Below are 17,632 nucleotides of genomic sequence, written 5' to 3' on the forward strand. Positions count from 1 at the left end.
CGAGTTTGATTGAAGACAAGAATGCCATCGCCGCCACGAAAACGGCGTGCGTTTTTTCGGGGATTTCAGGCTGCATATGCAAGTGCGAGGCGCAATTTGAGAAAACTCTGCAAAATTCTTGCGTTGTTGCGTTAACCTGTGCATTCTTTCCGGATGATTGATGATCGCGACCGCCGAATCCTTGCGATTCTCCAGGAAAATGCCGAAACGCCGCTCGCCGACATTGCGGAGCAGGTTTCCCTGTCGTTATCCGCCTGTTCGCGCCGTATCACGCGATTGCGCACGGAGGGCTATGTAACGGGCACGATGGCGCTGCTTGACCGGCGGAAGATCAACCTTCCGACCACGGTTTTTCTACTCGTGAGGACGGGCCTGCATGCGGAAGACTGGCTGGACAGGTTCCATGCTGCCGTCAGCACGATACCTGAGATCGTCGAGGTTCACCGGCTGACCGGCAATTTCGACTATATTCTGAAACTGGTGCTGCCGAATGTCGAATATTACGACACGGTCTACAAACAGATCCTGCGCCGCGTCCAGCTTTACGACATGTCCGCCTATATCTCCATGGAAACGGTGAAGCTGTCTTCGTCGCTGCCGACGACGCATATCTGAGGGACCATCGAGCTCCTCTCAGCGGCCCGCCTCAAAACGGACGCCGAAGCGGAAGCTGCGCGTCTCGCCCGGTTGCAAGGTAATTGCAGCGGCGAGTTCCCCGTGGTTGAAGGCATTGGTGGGCGTTTCCACCGGTTCGAGTGCGATGGATCGCCGCCTGTCGCGGGCGAGCGTATCGCCGGTGAAGACATGCATGTGGCCACGCTCCTGCCAGACCGTGAGGCTCGAACCGTTATGCCGGTTTTCTAACCGCGTCTCGCAAAGTCCGTTTTCGGATGCGATCAGATCGGTGAAGCAGACATCCGCTACATGACCGGATAGCGGCGCATAAAGAAAGCGGGTGTCGTCCCGTGTGACGATGCCGCCCTGCTGATCCCGCAGGGGAATGAGATTGTCGTCCGTTTCGATCGCGGTTCGCGAGGGCAGCGTGAGAAGAAGGTCGTCGATGGAGGTCGAACCGGGCAGGCGGAAATAGGGATGCCAGCCGGCGGCGAAAGGCAAAGGCTGGTCGCCGCGATTGGTGCCGCGTATGTCGATGGTGACGTCGTGGCCGGCAAAGCGATACTCCACCTCGATGGTGAGCCGATAGGGGTAACCCTTGAAATCGCCAGGCGCGATTTCCGTCCGGAACACAAGAATTTGCGCGCCATTTTCCTCGAAGGACTGGTCGAGAACAAAGGGCAGGGCGCGGGCGAAGCCGTGGAAAACAAGGTCTTCATGGTCAAGCACCGGCTCGATGTGGTGCGTTTCGCCGCCGAAATCATATCGGCCTTGCGGAATGCGGTTGGTGAAGGGTGCAAGAATGCCGTTTCTCACGCCGTTCTGCGACTGCAATTCCGCGGCTGTCAGATATCCGTCAACCAGATCCTCGCCGTTTTCGCCATCGGCAGAGAGCGGTCGCCAGCTGAGAAGCGTTGCGCCCTCATAAGCGATCTCGGCGCAAAAACCGTTGCCGGAAACGGTCAGACCGGCAATCCCCGTGCCTGTTGCGGAAATGGTCATCGGGAATTGTCCTTTGCATGCACGCATCTGCGACGGCCGGGCCGATTGCCTCGCCGATTCGCCCGATCATCTTCGCTGCAGCGACATTTCGCAATGGCTATGATGCGCCGCACACATCCGTGGCGCTCGCCATGAAAATCAGTCAGGGAAGGTTCGTTTTGCGCCGCTGAAAAATTCCATCAGCGCCGCCTGGTCTTCTCCGCCGAGCCCCGCCGCCGTCAGCATGCGATGCACCTCGGCGCAAACCGCCGTCAGCGGCATGGCCGTGTTGGTGCGCCGGGCGAGATCCTGCGCGCCGTTCAGGTCCTTGACCATATTATCGATGCGGCCGGTGCGGCGGTAATCCTTCGCCACATAGCGTGGCATGTATTCCTGAAGGATGGCGCTATCGGCGCGGCCGCCCTTCAGCGCCTGCGGTATCTTGGCGGCATCGACGCCGGCATCCAGCGCGAGCTGCGTTGCTTCCGCCACCGCAAGGAAGTTCAGGCCGCACAGAACCTGATTGATGAGCTTGGTTGTCTGCCCGGCGCCACAGGGGCCCATATGGGTGTAGTTGCTGGCGACATGCTGCAGCACGCGATGGGCATCGGCCACATCCTTCTCGCTGCCGCCAGCCATCAGCGTCAATTGCCCGATGAGCGCCTTGGGTGCGCCGCCCGAAAGCGGGCTATCCACCCAGCGCAGGCCCTTTTCAGCGGCGTCAGCCGCCAGTTCCTTGGTTGCTTCCGGGTCGATGGAGGACATGTCGATAATCAGCGTGCCGGCTTTTGCCCCTGCCGCCACGCCATCCTTGCCGAAGACGGCGATGCGAACAATTTTCGGCGAGTTGAGGCTGAGGATGACCACGTCGGAAACCGCGGCCGCCTCTGCCGCCGTGCGAGCGCTCTCCGCACCAAGGCTTGTCAGCGCCGCGACCTTTTCCGCATCCAGATCGAAAACCGTCAGGTGATTGCCGGTTTCCACCAGCCGTGTGCCGATCGCGCCGCCCATGGCGCCCGCGCCGATGAGGGCGACTTTATTCTTCTCGGTCATGCTGTTCACGGCCTCCTCCCAAAGTGTCGTGGTATCGTCAGGTCGCATCCGGATGGCGGCCGTGGCCCACCATCCGGAAACGGCATTTTAAAGCGAGGCGGTGATGCCGCCGTCGACGTAGAGAATATGGCCGTTCACGAAGGACGAGGCGTCGGACGACAGGAAAATGCAGGCGCCGACAAGCTCTTCCACCTTGCCCCAGCGTCCGGCCGGCGTGCGCTTTTCAAGCCAGGCCGAAAACGTCTCGTCTGCGACAAGGGCGGCGTTTAGCGGGGTATCGAAATAACCGGGTGCTATGGCATTGCACTGCAGGCCATATTTTGCCCAGTCCGTCGCCATGCCCTTAGTCAGATTGCCGACGGCGCCCTTGGTGGCGGTGTAGGGTGCGATGCCGGGGCGGGCAAGTGCTGTCTGAACGCTGGCGATATTGATGATCTTGCCGCGCCCGCGCGAAATCATGTGGCGCGCGGTGGCCTGTCCGACGTGGAATACCGAGGCGATGTTGGTTTGCAGCAGGCGCTCGAAGGCATCGGCCGGAAAATCCTCGAGCGGCGTGCGGTGCTGCATGCCGGCATTGTTGACGAGAATGTCGATCGCGCCAACCTCCGCCTCGAAGCGGTCGATAGCCTCGCGCACCGCGCCATGATCTGTGGCGTCGAAGGCAAGTGTTCTCGCGCCCTTGATGCCGGCAGCGGCGGCTTTCAGCTTCGCTTCGTCGCGCCCGTTCAGCACCACTTCCGCCCCGGCTTCCGAAAGCCCTTGCGCCAGCGCGAAACCGATGCCCTGGGACGAACCCGTGATCAGGGCGCGGCGGCCGGAAAGATCGAACAAATTAAGGCCCACTGTTTCCTCCAGTCTCTCGACATTGCATTCTTGAAGATATATGTTACCGATAACATTCATCCGTTTGAGGGCGGATGTCAAGGCTGGCGCGCCCGTTTTCGGTACGTATCGGGCGGGTGGCGAACTGGCAAGGCGGGTCAAGGTCCGCCTTGTGGCAGCAATTTGGATGCGGAATTTTATGCGCCGCAGTGGCGGGCGCTTGAACGGGAGTTGTCATGAAAGCGATTGTCGCCCACGGGGCAAAGGATGTGCGCATCGAAGACCGGCCGGAGGAAAAGCCGGGTCCGGGCGAGGTGCGGCTCCGTCTGGCGAGGGGCGGGATCTGCGGCAGTGATCTGCATTATTACAATCATGGCGGTTTCGGCGCCGTGCGGCTTCGTGAACCCATGGTGCTGGGCCATGAGGTTTCCGCCGTCATCGAGGAACTGGGCGAAGGCGTTGAGGGGCTGAAGATCGGCGGTCTGGTGGCGGTTTCGCCGTCGCGCCCATGCCGAACCTGCCGCTTCTGCCAGGAGGGTCTGCACAATCAGTGCCTCAACATGCGGTTTTATGGCAGCGCCATGCCTTTCCCGCATATTCAGGGCGCGTTCCGGGAAATTCTGGTGGCGGACGCCCTGCAATGCGTGCCGGCCGATGGTCTCAGCGCCGGGGAAGCCGCCATGGCGGAACCGCTGGCGGTGACGCTGCATGCCACACGCCGGGCCGGCGATTTGCTGGGAAAACGTGTGCTCGTCACGGGTTGCGGCCCCATCGGCATTCTCTCCATTCTGGCTGCGCGCCGGGCGGGTGCTGCTGAAATCGTCGCCACCGACCTTTCCGATTTCACGCTCGGCAAGGCGCGTGAAGCGGGGGCGGACCGTGTCATCAACAGCAAGGATGAGCCCGATGCGCTCGCCGCTTATGGTGCAAACAAGGGAACCTTCGACATTCTCTATGAATGCTCGGGTGCGGCCGTGGCGCTTGCCGGCGGCATTACGGCACTGCGGCCGCGCGGCATCATCGTCCAGCTCGGGCTCGGCGGCGATATGAGCCTGCCGATGATGGCGATCACAGCCAAGGAACTCGACCTGCGTGGTTCCTTTCGCTTCCACGAGGAATTCGCCACCGGCGTCGAGCTGATGCGCAAGGGCCTGATCGACGTCAAACCCTTCATCACCCAGACCGTCGATCTTGCCGACGCCATCTCGGCCTTCGAATTCGCCTCGGATCGCAGCCGCGCCATGAAGGTGCAGATCGCCTTTTCCTAAGCGCATTTGCTGCGGACAGTGATTAGCTATTTTCAATCGGTGGCGGATAATTCCGCCGCCGATTTTTTATGCATGGTTTTGGGCGTGGCGCGATCCAGCGGCGCTGTTACCGATATCATGGATTTGCGATGAGGCCGCGGCCTCAAGCAGCGCAATCCGCTATGATGCCGGGGATTCCAGTCTCATATTTGGCGACCCTGACCGTCCTTTGCCGATCTGCCCCACCGGTTTGCACATTTTGACGCAGGTCAAAAAGGTGATTTGCTGCCTGCGGTTTTTTGCGTTATCGAAATTTCAGAAATTACTGAAAATTCAGGAAGTGAAGAAATGCCAACCAGCCTGTCACCGCTCGTTCAGTCCTTCGTGCTGCATTTTGGCGAGATGGGCAGCCGCTGGGGAATCAACCGTACCGTCGGCCAGGTCTATGCTTTGCTTTACATTTCGCCGCAGCCTCTCTGTGCGGACGAGATCGTCGAGGCGCTTGGCATTTCCCGTTCCAACGTGTCGATGAGCCTCAAGGAGCTTCAGGCGTGGAACCTTGCAATTCTCAAGCACTTCCCCGGTGACAGGCGCGATTTTTTCACGACGCCTGATGATGTCTGGCAGATTCTGCGCACGCTCGCCGAGGAGCGGAAAAAGCGCGAGATCGATCCCACGCTCAGCGTGCTGCGCGAAATCCTGATGGAGACGCCGGAAAACGAAGATGAGCGGCATGCGCAAAGGCGGATCGACGAGATGAAGACGCTGATCGAGCAGCTTACCGGCTGGTATGACGATGTGAAGCGGCTGGAGACGGAGAGGCTGGCCTCGCTTCTGGCGCTCGGTTCCAAGGTCACGAAGCTTCTGGAGGCGAAAGACAAGATCGTCTCGCTTGCAAGACCCCGCGGCACGAAGAAGAAAGGGTGATCGGTCGTGACCATGTCCGCACAAATCCCCCGTTCGGCCGATGGTGATGCCGCAGACTGTCCCGTGCCCGGTGCCGGGCAAAGGCGGTTCTTCGGTCGAGCCCGGCGCAACGTTGCCCCCGACAAGACCGCGGTAAAAACGCAACATGCGCCCGCGGTTGGCAGATCCGTCGCCCTGCTGCATGTGCTGCCGGCGCTGCTCTGGCTGCCGCAGGCGGGCCTGCTGGCCTTTTCAGTTGGAAAAATTGCCGATGGCGAGCCGATGATGGCGATCGTGCCGGCCGCCGTTGCGGTCCTTATCCTCGGGCTTCTCAAGGCGTGGCTGGAAAAAGTCGCGGCGCGGCTGTCCTTCCGGGCCGCGCGCGCAGCACTTTCGCAGCGGCGGTTCGAGGCGTTGCAGGCCGTGGCGAAGGTTTCCCCGCTCGATCTGTCGCGCACGGCCTCGGGTGAGGCGGCAGGTATCGTGGCGGAGGCTGCGGAAGCGCTGGTGCCCTATCTTTCCCGGTTCCAGCCGGCGCGCATGAAAGCCACCATCGTTCCCCTGGTTTTCGTGCTCGCCATCCTGCCCTTTAGCTGGATTGCGGCGCTTGTGCTTCTGCTCGCCATGCCCACCATCCCGCTTTTCATGGCCCTGATCGGCTGGCAGGCAAAGGCCGCCAGTGAAAAGCAGCTGGCCGAGACGGGCAACATCAACGCCTTCCTGCTCGATCGGCTGCGCGGGCTGGAAACGATCCGCACGCTCAAGGCCGTTGACCTGACGGCGGCGCGCCTCGATGCCGATGCGCAGAACCTCAAGAAGCGGACGATGGCCGTTCTGAGGATCGCCTTCCTCTCCTCCGCCGTGCTGGAGCTTTTTGCGGCGATCGGCGTTGCCATGACCGCCGTTTATATCGGTTTCCACCTGCTCGGTTTTCTCGATTTCGGCGCGTGGGGCGAAAAGCTTACGCTGGCCGAAGGCCTCTTCATCCTGCTGCTTGCACCCGCTTTTTTCGAGCCATTGCGCGAACTCTCCGCCGTCTGGCACGACCGCGCGGCCGGCGAGGCGTCACTTAATGCGCTCGCCACATTAACGGCCGGCGGTGCTGCCATCGTGGGTGAGGGCGCGGATGTGGTGCGCGCGCCATCTTCGACACCCGGCCTGCTGGAGATGGAAAACCTTTCCTTCGCTTACCCGAATGCTCCGCCTGTCATCCGGAATTTCAACCTGACGGTTCAGCAGGGCGAGAGAGTTGCGATTCTTGGGGCTTCCGGTTGTGGCAAATCCACTATACTCTCCTTGATTGCCGGGCTGGCCGAGGCGGGTGAGGGCGTAATCAGGATCGGCGGCGTCACGCTTGATGACGCAACGGCTGATGGGCTGCGCGGAACGATCGGCTGGGTCAGTCAGAAGCCATTCTTTTTTGCCGCGTCCATGAAGGCGAATATTGGTTTTGGCCGCTTGGCGGTCAGCGAGGCCATGGTGGAAGAGGTCCTGCACCGCACCGGACTGGATGGATTGACGCAGGCGCGCCGGCATTTGCAGATCGGAGACGGCGGAAATGGCATTTCGGGCGGGGAGGCGGTGCGGCTCGCCATAGCGCGCGCTTTCGCCGATCCGGCAACGCAGCTTGTTCTGGCCGATGAGCCGACCGCGCATCTCGACCGGGAAACGGCTGCTCTCGTCACGGATAACCTGCTGCAACTGGCAAAGGGCAGGACATTGATCGTCGCGACCCATGATCCGGTACTTGCGGCACGCATGGACAGGATCGTGGATATGACGGCGATCCATTCGAGGGGGCAGCCATGATCGCGCGTTTTGCCATATTGAGACCCGTCATCGCCCTGTTCTGGTCGACACGGCGCGGCATGTTGCTTGCGGGCGCGGTTCTGGCGGTCACGACTGTTCTGGCGGGCATCGGTCTTCTCGGCGTGTCCGGCTGGTTCATCACCGCGACGGCCATTGCCGGCCTGCTACCGGCGACGGCCTTCGCTTTCGATGTCTTTGCCCCTTCGGCAGCCATTCGCCTTCTGGCGCTGGCGCGCACCGCCGCCCGGTATGGCGAGCGCATGACGACCCACGAAGCCACGCTTTCCGTGCTTGCGGCTCTTCGGGAGAAACTGTTTCGCGGTTTTGCCGCACCGCAGGCGGCGAAATCTCTGGAGGCGCGGCCCGCGCGCCTGCTGAACCGGCTGACGGCGGATATCGATGCGCTGGATTCGCTTTATCTGCGCGTTCTGGTTCCCGCTGCCGTCGCCATCCTTGCCGCGCTCGTGACCGGCTTCGGGCTTGCTTTCCTGCATCCGCTTGCCGGCGTGCTGGCGGCAACCTTCCTTATTGCAGCGGGGCTCGGGATTTCTGCGCGCTCTGCCTTGAAAGCGGAAAAATTCTCGCGCCGGCGGGCCATCGGGCTCGAGGCGTTGCGCGCCCGCACGGCCGATCTGGTGAGCGGACAGACGGAGCTGCTGACCACGGGCCGGCTTTCCGCGCAGGTGGCCGCGGTAAAGCGCGCGGATGACTATCTCGCTGCCTGTGATGACAGCCTCAACCGCATCGAGACCAATGCCGGCTTTTCCTTTGGTCTTTCAGCGGCCATTCTCTTGAGCGCCGCCCTTCTCGGCATGGCCTGTCTGGTGGAGCATGGGGCGGGGAGCGCACCGGCCGCCGCACTCGGACTGCTGGTCTGTTTCGCTGCGCTGGAGCCTTTCACGGCGCTTCGCCGCGGGGCGATGGAGCTGGGCCGTACGCTGTTTTCCGCAAGGCGTATTGCGCCGCGCCTTTCTGCAACGGCCGAGGCGCACTGTCCCGCATTACCCGCGAGTGGCATCGCGGCGGAGCTTAGAGGCGTGCGTCTGGAGCGGGAAGGGAACGAGCATCCGGTCCTGACGAATATCAACCTTGCAATCGCCTGCGGGGAACGGGTCGCGATCGTCGGTGCAAGCGGTGCGGGCAAGACGAGCCTCATCCAGCTGGTGGCGGGCGAGTTGCACCCGGCTGCGGGCTCGGTCCGTGCCTTGCCGTCCACCCTGATGACGCAGCGCAGCCAGCTTTTCCGTGACAGCATCGCTGACAATCTGCGGCTGGCAAAACCTGCGGCAACGGGGGTTGAGTTGTGGGAGGCGCTCGAGGCGGCCGGGCTTGCCGAACACGTCAGAACCTTGCCGAAACGGCTGGAAACGAAGCTCGGCGAGGCCGGGCAGGGTCTTTCCGGCGGCCAGTCGCGCCGACTGGCGCTTGCCCGTTTCCTGCTTGCCGACAGGCCGCTCTGGCTTCTCGACGAGGTGACGGAAGGGCTGGATGGCGAGACCGCCCGGGATGTGCTCGGCCGGCTTTTCGCGAGGGTAGAGGGAAAGACTGTCTTGATGATCACCCATAATCGCCGCGAGGCGGAATTTGCCGATCGTATCATCGTGCTGAGAGAGGGACGCCAGTTTGATGAATGTCAAAGCGGTACCCTGGAATACGGCGTAGTGCTTGAGACACTGCGCCCGGACTGAGATTTTTTGAGAGCCGGCGTCGTTTTGAAAATGGAAGGCCGGCCTTCCGGAAAAGGTGGGTAAGACTATGGAACTCGACATAGTGGCGCTGTCGCGCCTGCAATTTGCAGTGACGGCTTTATATCACTTCCTGTTCGTTCCCCTGACGATCGGGCTGTCGGTGGTGATCGCCATCATGGAAACGGTCTATGTCATGACCGGCCGCACGATCTGGCGGCAGATGACGAAATTCTGGGGCACCCTGTTCGGCATCAATTTCGTGCTCGGTGTTTCCACCGGCATCGTCATGGAATTCCAGTTCGGCATGAACTGGAGTTATTACAGTCACTATGTCGGCGATATCTTCGGCGCCCCGCTGGCGATCGAGGGCATGATGGCCTTCTTTCTGGAGGCCACCTTCGTCGGCCTGTTCTTTTTCGGCTGGGACAAGCTGTCGAAACTCGGCCACCTCGTCGCGACATGGTGCGTGGCGATCGGCTCGAATTTTTCGGCGCTGTGGATCTTGATCGCCAATGGCTGGATGCAGAACCCGACCGGTTCCGCCTTCAATCCCCAGACCATGCGCATGGAAGTGACTGACTTCTTCGCGGTCCTGTTCAACCCGGTGGCGCAGGCGAAATTCGTGCACACGGTTTCAGCCGGCTACGTGACGGCCTCCATCTTCGTGCTCGGCGTCTCCGCCTGGTATGTGCTGAAAGGCCGCCACGTCGATCTCGCTAAGCGGTCGATGACGGTTGCCGCCTCCTTCGGTCTGGCGTCCGCGCTTTCGGTCGTCGTGCTGGGGGACGAAAGCGGTTATCTCTCGACAGAACACCAGAAGATGAAGCTCGCCTCCATCGAAGCAATGTGGGAAACCGAGCCGGCGCCCGCCCCCTTCACCGCCATCGGCTTTCCGGATCAGGAAGCGCGCGAGACGCATTTTGCGGTCAAAATCCCATGGGTGATGGGCCTCATCGGCACCCGTTCGCTTGATACGCAAATCCCAGGCATCAACGATCTTGTCGAGCAGGCAAAGACCCGCATCCGCGACGGTATCAAGGCCTATGACGCGCTGATGCAGATACGCGCCACCGGCAAGGGCGCACAGCTGCCGGAAGAGGTGCGCGGCACCTTCGCCGAAGTCGGCCACGAGCTTGGTTACGCGCTGCTGTTGAAACGCTATGTCGACGATCCGCGTCAGGCGAGCGAAGAGCAGATCGCGAAAGCTGCGGCTGATACCATCCCGCATGTGCCGACGCTGTTCTGGTCGTTCCGCATCATGGTCGGCCTCGGCATGTTCTTCATCCTTTTGACGGCGACCTTCTTCTATCTCTCGGCCCGCCGCCGGCTGGATCATTATCCGCTGTTGCTGAAGGTGGCGGTCTTTGCCGTTCCGCTGCCGTGGATTGCCGCCGAAATGGGCTGGGTGGTCGCCGAATTCGGCCGCCAGCCATGGATCATCGAGGGTGTGCTGCCAACAGCCGCTGCCGTCTCCAGCCTCAGCGCTTCGACTGTCCTGATTACGCTTTTATGTTTCATCGCCATCTACACGGTGCTGTTCATCGTCGAAATGGGGCTGATGCTGAAGGCGATCCGCAAGGGGCCGGATCCGGACCATGAGCCGGAGGCACCGCTCGTTCCTGAAAAACTCGTCGCTGCGGAGTAAGATATCATGATCCTGCATCAACTCATCGACTATGAAATCCTTCGCGTCATCTGGTGGCTGCTGCTCGGCGTATTGCTTATCGGTTTTGCCGTGACGGGTGGTTTCGATCTTGGCACGGGTGCGCTGCTGCCCTTCGTGGCGAAGACGGATATCGAGCGCCGTGTCGTCATCAATTCCATCGGCCCGGTCTGGGAAGGCAACCAGGTGTGGCTGATCCTTGGCGGCGGTGCGATCTTTGCCGCCTGGCCGCCGCTTTATGCGGTTTCGTTTTCAGGTTTCTATCTGGCGATGTTTGCCACCCTGTTCGCGCTGATCCTGCGGCCGGTCGGTTTCAAATATCGCTCCAAGCGCGAGAGCCCGGCATGGCGCAGCGGCTGGGACTGGGCCCTGTTCGTCGGCGGCTTCGTGCCGGCGCTGATCTTTGGCGTGGCGATCGGCAACGTGCTGCAGGGTGTTCCCTTCCACTTTAACGACGACCTCAGGATTTTCTACGACGGCACGACGCTGTTCGAGCTTCTGAACCCCTATGCCCTTCTTTGCGGCCTCGTTTCCGTCTCCATGCTGGTAATGCATGGTGCGGCCTGGTTGGTGCTGAAGACCGAAGGTCCGGTGGCTGCCCGTGCGCGCAGTTTCGGCAGCATTGCGGCCCTTGCGACCACAGTTCTTTTCGCGCTCGGCGGTGTCTTTCTCTGGCTCGGGGTCGATGGTTATCGCTTCACCTCTGAAGTCGTGACCGATGGTCCCTCCAACCCGCTGTCCAAGACGGTCGAGGTTGCGGGTGGTGTCTGGTTTGCCAACTATGCGGCACATCCGTGGATGATGCTGGCGCCGGCGCTTGGTCTCGTCTTCCCGCTCTTCGCTTTCATCCTTTTCAGGGCCCGCAGGGAAGTCCTGGCACTGCTGTCCAGTTCGCTCGCGATTTTCGGCATCATCGCCACCGTCGGGCTTACGATGTTTCCCTTCATCCTGCCGTCCTCGGTCGATCCCAGGTCGAGCCTGACGGTGTGGGACGCATCGTCCAGCCACATGACGCTATTCAACATGCTGGTCGTCACGCTCATCTTCGTTCCGATGATCGTTGCCTACACTTCATGGGTCTATCGCGTGCTGTGGGGCAAGGTGGATGAAAAGGCGATCCGTGACGACAGCGGCCACGCTTATTGACGCAATTCCAGGAAAAGTTTGAAAAGAAGGAGATCGAACATGTGGTATTTCGCCTGGCTGCTCGGCCTGCCTCTCGCCGCCATCTTCGCCGTCATGAACGCCATGTGGTATGAGCTGATGGAAGAAAACGCGAAGAAGGCCGAAGCGAAGCCGGAAAAATGACGCTTGAAGCAAAAAGGGCGGCACCCGGTCTGGATGCCGCCCTTCGTGTGAAACAGCCGCGCTTGTCGCGTGTGTTCAGTGGATCGCGATACCGCGCTTGTCCGCTTCTTCCTTGATGATGTCTTCGACGATGGCTCGCTTGAGATTTGGATCTCCCAGCAGATAGTCATCGGCGATCTCGAAAATCGACTTCGGGTTCTCGGTCCTGTGCAGGGTGTCGAGATCCTGGCCGATCTGCTCTCTCAGGCTGGAATAGTCGTCCATCGCGGTTCTCCCGTTTATCGGTTCAATCCAGAAGGTCGGCCGGAACCTTGCCGCCGTTTTCGGAGAGCTTCTTGATGACCGCCTTGTGCAGCCAGATATTCATGGTCGCCGAATCCGAGGTGTCGCCGGTGTAGCCGAGTTCGCTCGCCAGTTCCTTTCGGGCGGTGAGGCTGCTGTCCAGATCAAGCGCCTTCAGAAGATCGACAATCGAATGTTTCCAGTCGAGCTTCTGTCCGTTCTTCTTGACTGCCGCATCCAGGATGGAGGCGACGTCGACGGTGCCGGTGGGCGCAGGAGCCGCAGCTGTCGGTGCCGGAGAGGCAGGCTGGGCCGGTGCTGCCGGGCTTGCGGTGGTTGTGGATGTGCCGGCCGGAGCCGAAGTCTGCGGCGCGGCCTCGGCCTTGCCAAAAATAGCGTCCTTGATCTTGTTGAAAAAGCTCATTCTGTCCTCCCCTTATCTGCGAAATGCGCGCCCGACGGCGATGAGAATGCAGGCGCCGATGAAACCTGCGATGAGATAGCCAATCCAGCCTCCGAGCGAGACGCCGATGAGCCCCAGAAGGAAATTGGCGACGATGGCCCCGATAATGCCGAGGATGATGTTCATGAAAACACCCATATTGCTTTTCATGAACTGTTCGGCGAGCCAACCGGCTACGCCGCCGATGATGATTGCTGCAATCCAGCCAACTTGTGCGTCTTCCATAACAAGCCTTTCCTTTCTAGAGAGAGGTCATAGGCATATGGACCCGCATTTTTTGCGCACGTCCCCCCGCCTTGAATTGACCCCAGGCGATTATTAACGAAGACGCGGAAGTTTTGTTCCGTGAGGCGTGTACGTTAGCGCAAACTCAACTCTGGCTCTCAAAATCCAGCCCGATATCAAGAACCGGCGCGCTGTGGGTGATCCAGCCGATGGAGATAAGATCGACGCCGGTGGCGGCGATGGCTGCCGCCGTCTGCGGATTGATCCGGCCAGAGGCTTCCGTGATGGCGCGACCGGCAACGATCTCTACCGCCTCGCGCAGCTGTTCCGGCGTCATGTTATCGAGAAGAACCGCATCCACACCCTCTTCCATGGCCTCGTGCAACTGCACGAGCGTATCGACTTCGACCTCGATCTTGACGAGATGTCCGACGCCGTGCCTTGCGCGGCGGATGGCCTCACGCACGCCGCCGGCAACGGCGATATGATTGTCCTTGATGAGAACGGCATCATAAAGCGCAAAACGGTGGTTCATGCCGCCGCCGGCGCGCACGGCATATTTTTCCAGCGCCCGCAGCCCTGGCGTCGTCTTGCGGGTGCAGGCGACCGACGCTTTGGTGCCGGCAATGGCGGCGACGATTTTTGCGGTGACGGAGGCGATGCCCGAGAGATGGCCGAGGAAATTCAGCGCCGTGCGTTCCCCGGTCAAAAGCCCGCGAGACGGCCCTTCGATGGTTGCGATGATATCGCCGGCCGCCACGGCTGCCCCATCCGCAATGTGCCTGTTCATCCTGATCGCCGGGTCCACAAGCTGGAAGGCGAGTTCCGCCGCATCGAGCCCAGCAATGACACCCTGCTCCCGCGCCGCCATGACAACGACCGAGCGGTGATCGGCGGGGATGACGGCAGTGGAGGTGATGTCGCCTGCAAGGCCCAGGTCTTCCAGAAGGGCATTGCGCACGGGCGGTTCGATGATGAGACGTGGCAGGGGAGAAAGGATCATGTCAGGCGCTCCGCGCGAAACCGGCTGTTGCAAGGCTGGAAGAGGAAAATTCATGGGCGACGGTGACGACGTCGTTCAGGCTCAGTCGGCGTCTCATGGCCTTGGCATCCTTCTGCGAAAAATCGTCACGGAAATGCGCGCCGCGCGATTCCCTCCGCAGGGCTGCGAAAACGGCGATGGAGAGAGCGACCACCGCCGGGTCGGAGGCCGGGCCGTTTCGCTCGGCAAGCGGCAGTAAGTCCCTGATGGCTTCGGCCAGTCCCGCGGCATGTCTGACGATGCCGAGATGACGGGAAACGATGGGCCTGACAGCGGCGAGATCGGCGGGCGAAAAATCAGCTGTCGCGTTGGGCGAAACGGCAGCCGCCGATCTTGCCGCGGGTGCGGGCCGGCCGGCAATATCCTGCGCCGCACGCATGCCCATCGCGGCGGCCTCCAGCAGCGAGTTGCTGGCAAGCCGGTTTGCGCCGTGAAGGCCGGTGCAGGCGGTTTCCCCCGCAACCCAGAGCCCGCGCACCGAACTTCTGCCTTTATTATCCGTGGCGACACCGCCCATGTGGTAATGCACGGCCGGGCGGACCGGCACGAGTTCGCGGGCGGGGTCTATGCCCGCCTCGCGGCAAAGCAGGTCGATTGACGGGAAACGGCTGGCAAAACCGGAGCCGAGCGCCTGGCGGGCATCGAGAAAGACCTGGCCGCCGCGCAGGATTTCACGGTCGATGGCGCGGGCGACAATATCGCGCGACGCCAGTTCCGCGCCCGGCACTGCCGCCATGAACCTTTCGCCGTTTTCATTGAGAAGCAGGGCGCCTTCACCCCGCACCGCTTCGCTCACCAGCGCCAGCGGTCGCCGGGGGGAGGAAAGTGCTGTCGGGTGAAACTGCACGAATTCCATGTCGGCAAGGATGGCGCCGGCGCGGGCGGCGAGCATGATGCCCTGCCCGAAATTGCCGGAGGGATTGGTCGTGGCGTCATAAAGTCCGCCGAGACCGCCGGTGGCGAGAATGACCTGGCTTGCTGGCAGAAGGAAGCTGCCGTTCGGGCCGGCGCAGGCGAGACCGGCGATGACGCTGTCTTCCGTCAACAGGCGGCGCACTTCCGTGCCTTCCAGAACCGTGATCGAAGGTGTACGGCGAACGGCATCTGTAAGAGCCCTGACGATCGCCGCACCCGACCCGTCGCCTTCGGCATGCAGAATGCGCCGCCGACTATGGGCGGCTTCCAGCCCGAAGACATAGTTGCCGCCGGCGTCCCGGTCGAAGCGAACGCCTGCCCGCTCCAGCGCATCTATGACGGCGGGGGCCGAGGAAACGATGCCAACCACCATATCTTCATCACAAAGGCCATCGCCCGCAGCGAGCGTATCGGCGACATGCAGGGCTGCGCGATCATCCGGCCCGAGGCTGGCCGCGATGCCGCCCTGCGCCCAGGCGCTTGAGGTTTCGCCGCCGAGCGCGCCGCGCGTCACAAGCAGCACGGGCTGCGGCGCCAGCGTCATCGCCGCCATCAGCCCGGCCATGCCGCTGCCGACGATGACCGTCCAGTCCCGCTGCGGCAAAAACTCGCTCATATCTGCAGCATCCTTTCCACGGCGCGACGGGCAGCACCGGCAATGGCCGGATCGACCGTCACTTCATGGCGATTTTCCTCCAGTGCCGTGCGGATATTGCCAAGCGTGATGCGCTTCATATGCGGGCAGAGATTGCAGGGGCGGATGAACTCGACATCGGGATGATGCACGGCGACGTTGTCGCTCATCGAGCATTCCGTCAGAAGCACCACGCGGGCAGGGCGCTCGCGGCCGACATAGTCAGACATGACGGCGGTGGAGCCGGAGAAATCCGCAGCGTCTACGACCTCAGGCGGACATTCGGGATGCGCCAGCACGATAACGCCGGGATGGCTTTCGCGCAGTTCCCTGATGTCATCGGCGGTGAAAAGCTCGTGCACCTCGCAATGGCCACGCCAGGCGATCAGCTCGACACTGGTTTCCTTGGCGACGTTCTTCGCCAGATATTCATCCGGCAGCATCAGCACGCGCGGCACGCCGAGCGATTCCACCACCTGGCGGGCATTACCTGACGTGCAGCAGATGTCGGACGCCGCCTTCACCGCCGCTGACGTGTTCACATAGGTGACGACAGGAACGCCGGGATAGGCCTTGCGCAGAAGTGCGATGTCTTCGGGCGTGATGGAATCGGCAAGCGAGCAGCCAGCGGCCATATCCGGAATAAGTACGGTTTTTTCCGGATTGAGCAGCTTTGCCGTCTCGGCCATGAAATGCACGCCGGCCAGAACGATCACATCCGCTTCCACCTCCATTGCCTTGCGGGCAAGGGCGAGACTGTCCCCGACAATATCGGCGACGCCATGGAAGATTTCCGGCGTCTGGTAATTATGTGCGAGGATGACAGCGTTGCGCTTGCGCTTCAATTCAAGGATTGCCTCGACATCATCCTGAAAGCCCATCCATTCGGCCTTGGGAATGACACGGGCAACGCGGTCATAAAGGCTAGCGGCTGAAATCTGCTCGTTCACGGTGCTCTCCCATTTATACTCTTTTTGAGTATATGTAGCACGAAGACATATTCTCATTGTGAGCATATGTCAATTGCGGGAGAGGGGCAGTTTCGTTCCGGAAAGGGCGCGTTCATCAAGAACGGTCTGGCGGAAGCGGAAAAGCTTCGCCGGGCGGCCGCCGGTTTCAGTCGCCATGTCGCCGGTTTCCTCCACCAGCTGCTGCTGTTCGATCAGCCGGCGGAAATTCTGCTTGTGCAGCGTCAGCCCGGCCAGCGCCTCGATTGCGCGCTGCAATTGCAGCAGGGTGAAGCTATCGGCCATAAGCTCGAACACCACCGGCCGGTATTTGATCTTGGCGCGCAGACGGGCGATGCCGGTGGCAAGGATGCGGCGGTGGTCGGCAAACATCGGCCTGCCGAAATTGATCCGCGGTTCGCTCTGCGCTTCCCCGACCAGCCCAGCCTCATAGAGCAGTTCGTAACGCTGCAGGGTCAGTTCCTCGTTCCAGCCACCTCCATCCAGCCCGAAGGTGAAATCGGCGCGCAGGTGACGCTGAGCCCTGCTGTCGGGCTCGGAATCGGCCCAGGCGCGCAGCTTGTCGATAATGCTGTCGAGAATATCCGGGCGTCCCTGGCGATGGTCCTCCCACGGGAAATATTCGTACCATCCGTGCCAGAAGGCGCTTTTGCCACTGGGCGCCTCCTGCTCGCGCACCAGGCCGAGATAACCGATGGAAATGGTTCTGCCGCCCAAAATCTCGTTGTTGCGGTCGCGATCGGCGAAAGTATAGAGCTGTTCGAGATAACCGACGGGGTGATGGGTCTGTTCGTGGATCCATTCCCGTAGCCCGCTCTGAAGCGTCCTGTGTCCGAATTCGAACGGGCCCGAGGGAAGGGCCGCCCCTTCGCGAACGGTCATGACACGTGGTTCATCCGTGGTGATGGCGGTGACGACGGCGATGAGTTCGGCATGGGCAAGCCCGATGGTCACGGCGGCTCCTCTGGTCGCTGGCTGCGGTATCAGCCTTCTTGGCACAGGAAGGTTGCT

18 protein-coding genes are annotated in these 17,632 nt (G+C 61.5%); 8 read left to right on the plus strand and 10 right to left on the minus strand.

Annotated features, from left to right (window positions below; all coding sequences use genetic code 11):
* Positions 1-153: 153 nt before the first annotated feature.
* Positions 154-615: an Lrp/AsnC family transcriptional regulator gene (locus ATU_RS19070; RefSeq protein WP_006313784.1), complete on the plus strand. Its 462-nt coding sequence runs from the start codon at positions 154-156 to the stop codon at positions 613-615.
* 18 nt (positions 616-633) lie between these two features.
* Here the strand turns inward: ATU_RS19070 and ATU_RS19075 are convergent, their stop codons facing one another.
* The 3 genes from ATU_RS19075 to ATU_RS19085 all read right to left on the minus strand — a co-directional run bounded on the left by ATU_RS19075 (position 634) and on the right by ATU_RS19085 (position 3,492).
* Complete coding sequence (locus ATU_RS19075) at positions 634-1,617, minus strand: aldose 1-epimerase (protein ID WP_010973550.1); 984 nt, start codon at positions 1,615-1,617, stop codon at positions 634-636.
* A gap of 138 nt (positions 1,618-1,755) precedes the next feature.
* The gene (locus ATU_RS19080; RefSeq protein WP_010973551.1) at positions 1,756-2,649 is read right to left on the minus strand and encodes an NAD(P)-dependent oxidoreductase; all 894 of its coding nucleotides are present in this window, start codon (positions 2,647-2,649) and stop codon (positions 1,756-1,758) included.
* Between the two features lie 87 nt (positions 2,650-2,736).
* Entirely contained in the window at positions 2,737-3,492 is a 756-nt protein-coding gene (locus ATU_RS19085) for an SDR family oxidoreductase (protein WP_010973552.1), read from the minus strand.
* A gap of 215 nt (positions 3,493-3,707) precedes the next feature.
* Between ATU_RS19085 and ATU_RS19090 the strand changes: the two genes are divergently transcribed.
* The 7 genes from ATU_RS19090 to cydX all read left to right on the plus strand — a co-directional run bounded on the left by ATU_RS19090 (position 3,708) and on the right by cydX (position 12,092).
* The gene (locus tag ATU_RS19090) at positions 3,708-4,739 is read left to right on the plus strand and encodes an L-idonate 5-dehydrogenase (protein ID WP_010973553.1); all 1,032 of its coding nucleotides are present in this window, start codon (positions 3,708-3,710) and stop codon (positions 4,737-4,739) included.
* A gap of 327 nt (positions 4,740-5,066) precedes the next feature.
* Entirely contained in the window at positions 5,067-5,645 is a 579-nt protein-coding gene (locus tag ATU_RS19095) for a GbsR/MarR family transcriptional regulator (RefSeq protein WP_006313806.1), read from the plus strand.
* Between the two features lie 12 nt (positions 5,646-5,657).
* Positions 5,658-7,433 carry a thiol reductant ABC exporter subunit CydD gene (gene cydD / locus ATU_RS19100; RefSeq protein WP_035255730.1) on the plus strand — a complete coding sequence of 592 codons (1,776 nt, stop codon included), beginning with the start codon at positions 5,658-5,660 and terminating at the stop codon, positions 7,431-7,433.
* Complete coding sequence (locus ATU_RS19105) at positions 7,430-9,121, plus strand: amino acid ABC transporter ATP-binding/permease protein (protein ID WP_010973555.1); 1,692 nt, start codon at positions 7,430-7,432, stop codon at positions 9,119-9,121. The genes cydD and ATU_RS19105 overlap by 4 nt, the downstream gene beginning before the upstream one ends.
* A gap of 67 nt (positions 9,122-9,188) precedes the next feature.
* The gene (locus ATU_RS19110) at positions 9,189-10,766 is read left to right on the plus strand and encodes a cytochrome ubiquinol oxidase subunit I (protein WP_010973556.1); all 1,578 of its coding nucleotides are present in this window, start codon (positions 9,189-9,191) and stop codon (positions 10,764-10,766) included.
* Positions 10,767-10,772: 6 nt separating this feature from the next.
* Entirely contained in the window at positions 10,773-11,930 is a 1,158-nt protein-coding gene (cydB, locus tag ATU_RS19115) for a cytochrome d ubiquinol oxidase subunit II (protein ID WP_010973557.1), read from the plus strand.
* Between the two features lie 39 nt (positions 11,931-11,969).
* Positions 11,970-12,092, plus strand: a complete 123-nt coding sequence (cydX, locus tag ATU_RS19120; RefSeq protein ID WP_006313811.1) for a cytochrome bd-I oxidase subunit CydX — start codon at positions 11,970-11,972, stop codon at positions 12,090-12,092.
* A 75-nt stretch (positions 12,093-12,167) separates the two neighbouring features.
* On the opposite strand, the gene ATU_RS19125 is transcribed toward cydX, so the two are convergent.
* From ATU_RS19125 to ATU_RS19155, 7 genes are all read right to left on the minus strand, one after another.
* Positions 12,168-12,356 carry a hypothetical protein gene (locus tag ATU_RS19125; protein ID WP_006313812.1) on the minus strand — a complete coding sequence of 63 codons (189 nt, stop codon included), beginning with the start codon at positions 12,354-12,356 and terminating at the stop codon, positions 12,168-12,170.
* Positions 12,357-12,378: 22 nt separating this feature from the next.
* Positions 12,379-12,798: a DUF3597 domain-containing protein gene (locus ATU_RS19130; protein WP_010973558.1), complete on the minus strand. Its 420-nt coding sequence runs from the start codon at positions 12,796-12,798 to the stop codon at positions 12,379-12,381.
* 12 nt (positions 12,799-12,810) lie between these two features.
* Entirely contained in the window at positions 12,811-13,062 is a 252-nt protein-coding gene (locus tag ATU_RS19135) for a GlsB/YeaQ/YmgE family stress response membrane protein (protein WP_006313814.1), read from the minus strand.
* Positions 13,063-13,207: 145 nt separating this feature from the next.
* A complete protein-coding gene (gene nadC, locus ATU_RS19140) occupies positions 13,208-14,065 on the minus strand; it encodes a carboxylating nicotinate-nucleotide diphosphorylase (RefSeq protein ID WP_010973559.1) in 858 nt (285 codons plus the stop codon).
* Between the two features lies 1 nt (position 14,066).
* A complete protein-coding gene (locus ATU_RS19145; protein ID WP_010973560.1) occupies positions 14,067-15,635 on the minus strand; it encodes an L-aspartate oxidase in 1,569 nt (522 codons plus the stop codon).
* Entirely contained in the window at positions 15,632-16,603 is a 972-nt protein-coding gene (gene nadA, locus ATU_RS19150) for a quinolinate synthase NadA (protein WP_035255735.1), read from the minus strand. Before nadA ends, ATU_RS19145 begins: the two co-directional genes overlap by 4 nt.
* A 69-nt stretch (positions 16,604-16,672) precedes the next feature.
* A complete protein-coding gene (locus tag ATU_RS19155) occupies positions 16,673-17,575 on the minus strand; it encodes an NUDIX hydrolase (RefSeq protein ID WP_010973562.1) in 903 nt (300 codons plus the stop codon).
* Positions 17,576-17,632: the final 57 nt, after the last annotated feature.

The organism is Agrobacterium fabrum str. C58 (assembly GCF_000092025.1).
Taxonomy (GTDB): domain Bacteria; phylum Pseudomonadota; class Alphaproteobacteria; order Rhizobiales; family Rhizobiaceae; genus Agrobacterium; species Agrobacterium fabrum.

Excerpts from the sequence above, each read along its gene's own strand:
- ATU_RS19070 (WP_006313784.1), top strand. The coding sequence starts at position 154 with ATGATTGATGATCGCGACCGCCGAATCCTTGCGATTCTCCAGGAAAAT.
- ATU_RS19075 (WP_010973550.1), bottom strand. The coding sequence starts at position 1,617 with ATGACCATTTCCGCAACAGGCACGGGGATTGCCGGTCTGACCGTTTCC.
- ATU_RS19080 (WP_010973551.1), bottom strand. The coding sequence starts at position 2,649 with ATGACCGAGAAGAATAAAGTCGCCCTCATCGGCGCGGGCGCCATGGGC.
- ATU_RS19090 (WP_010973553.1), top strand. The coding sequence starts at position 3,708 with ATGAAAGCGATTGTCGCCCACGGGGCAAAGGATGTGCGCATCGAAGAC.
- ATU_RS19095 (WP_006313806.1), top strand. The coding sequence starts at position 5,067 with ATGCCAACCAGCCTGTCACCGCTCGTTCAGTCCTTCGTGCTGCATTTT.
- cydD (WP_035255730.1), top strand. The coding sequence starts at position 5,658 with ATGTCCGCACAAATCCCCCGTTCGGCCGATGGTGATGCCGCAGACTGT.
- ATU_RS19105 (WP_010973555.1), top strand. The coding sequence starts at position 7,430 with ATGATCGCGCGTTTTGCCATATTGAGACCCGTCATCGCCCTGTTCTGG.
- ATU_RS19110 (WP_010973556.1), top strand. The coding sequence starts at position 9,189 with ATGGAACTCGACATAGTGGCGCTGTCGCGCCTGCAATTTGCAGTGACG.
- cydB (WP_010973557.1), top strand. The coding sequence starts at position 10,773 with ATGATCCTGCATCAACTCATCGACTATGAAATCCTTCGCGTCATCTGG.
- cydX (WP_006313811.1), top strand. The coding sequence starts at position 11,970 with ATGTGGTATTTCGCCTGGCTGCTCGGCCTGCCTCTCGCCGCCATCTTC.
- ATU_RS19125 (WP_006313812.1), bottom strand. The coding sequence starts at position 12,356 with ATGGACGACTATTCCAGCCTGAGAGAGCAGATCGGCCAGGATCTCGAC.
- ATU_RS19130 (WP_010973558.1), bottom strand. The coding sequence starts at position 12,798 with ATGAGCTTTTTCAACAAGATCAAGGACGCTATTTTTGGCAAGGCCGAG.
- ATU_RS19135 (WP_006313814.1), bottom strand. The coding sequence starts at position 13,062 with ATGGAAGACGCACAAGTTGGCTGGATTGCAGCAATCATCATCGGCGGC.
- nadC (WP_010973559.1), bottom strand. The coding sequence starts at position 14,065 with ATGATCCTTTCTCCCCTGCCACGTCTCATCATCGAACCGCCCGTGCGC.
- ATU_RS19145 (WP_010973560.1), bottom strand. The coding sequence starts at position 15,635 with ATGAGCGAGTTTTTGCCGCAGCGGGACTGGACGGTCATCGTCGGCAGC.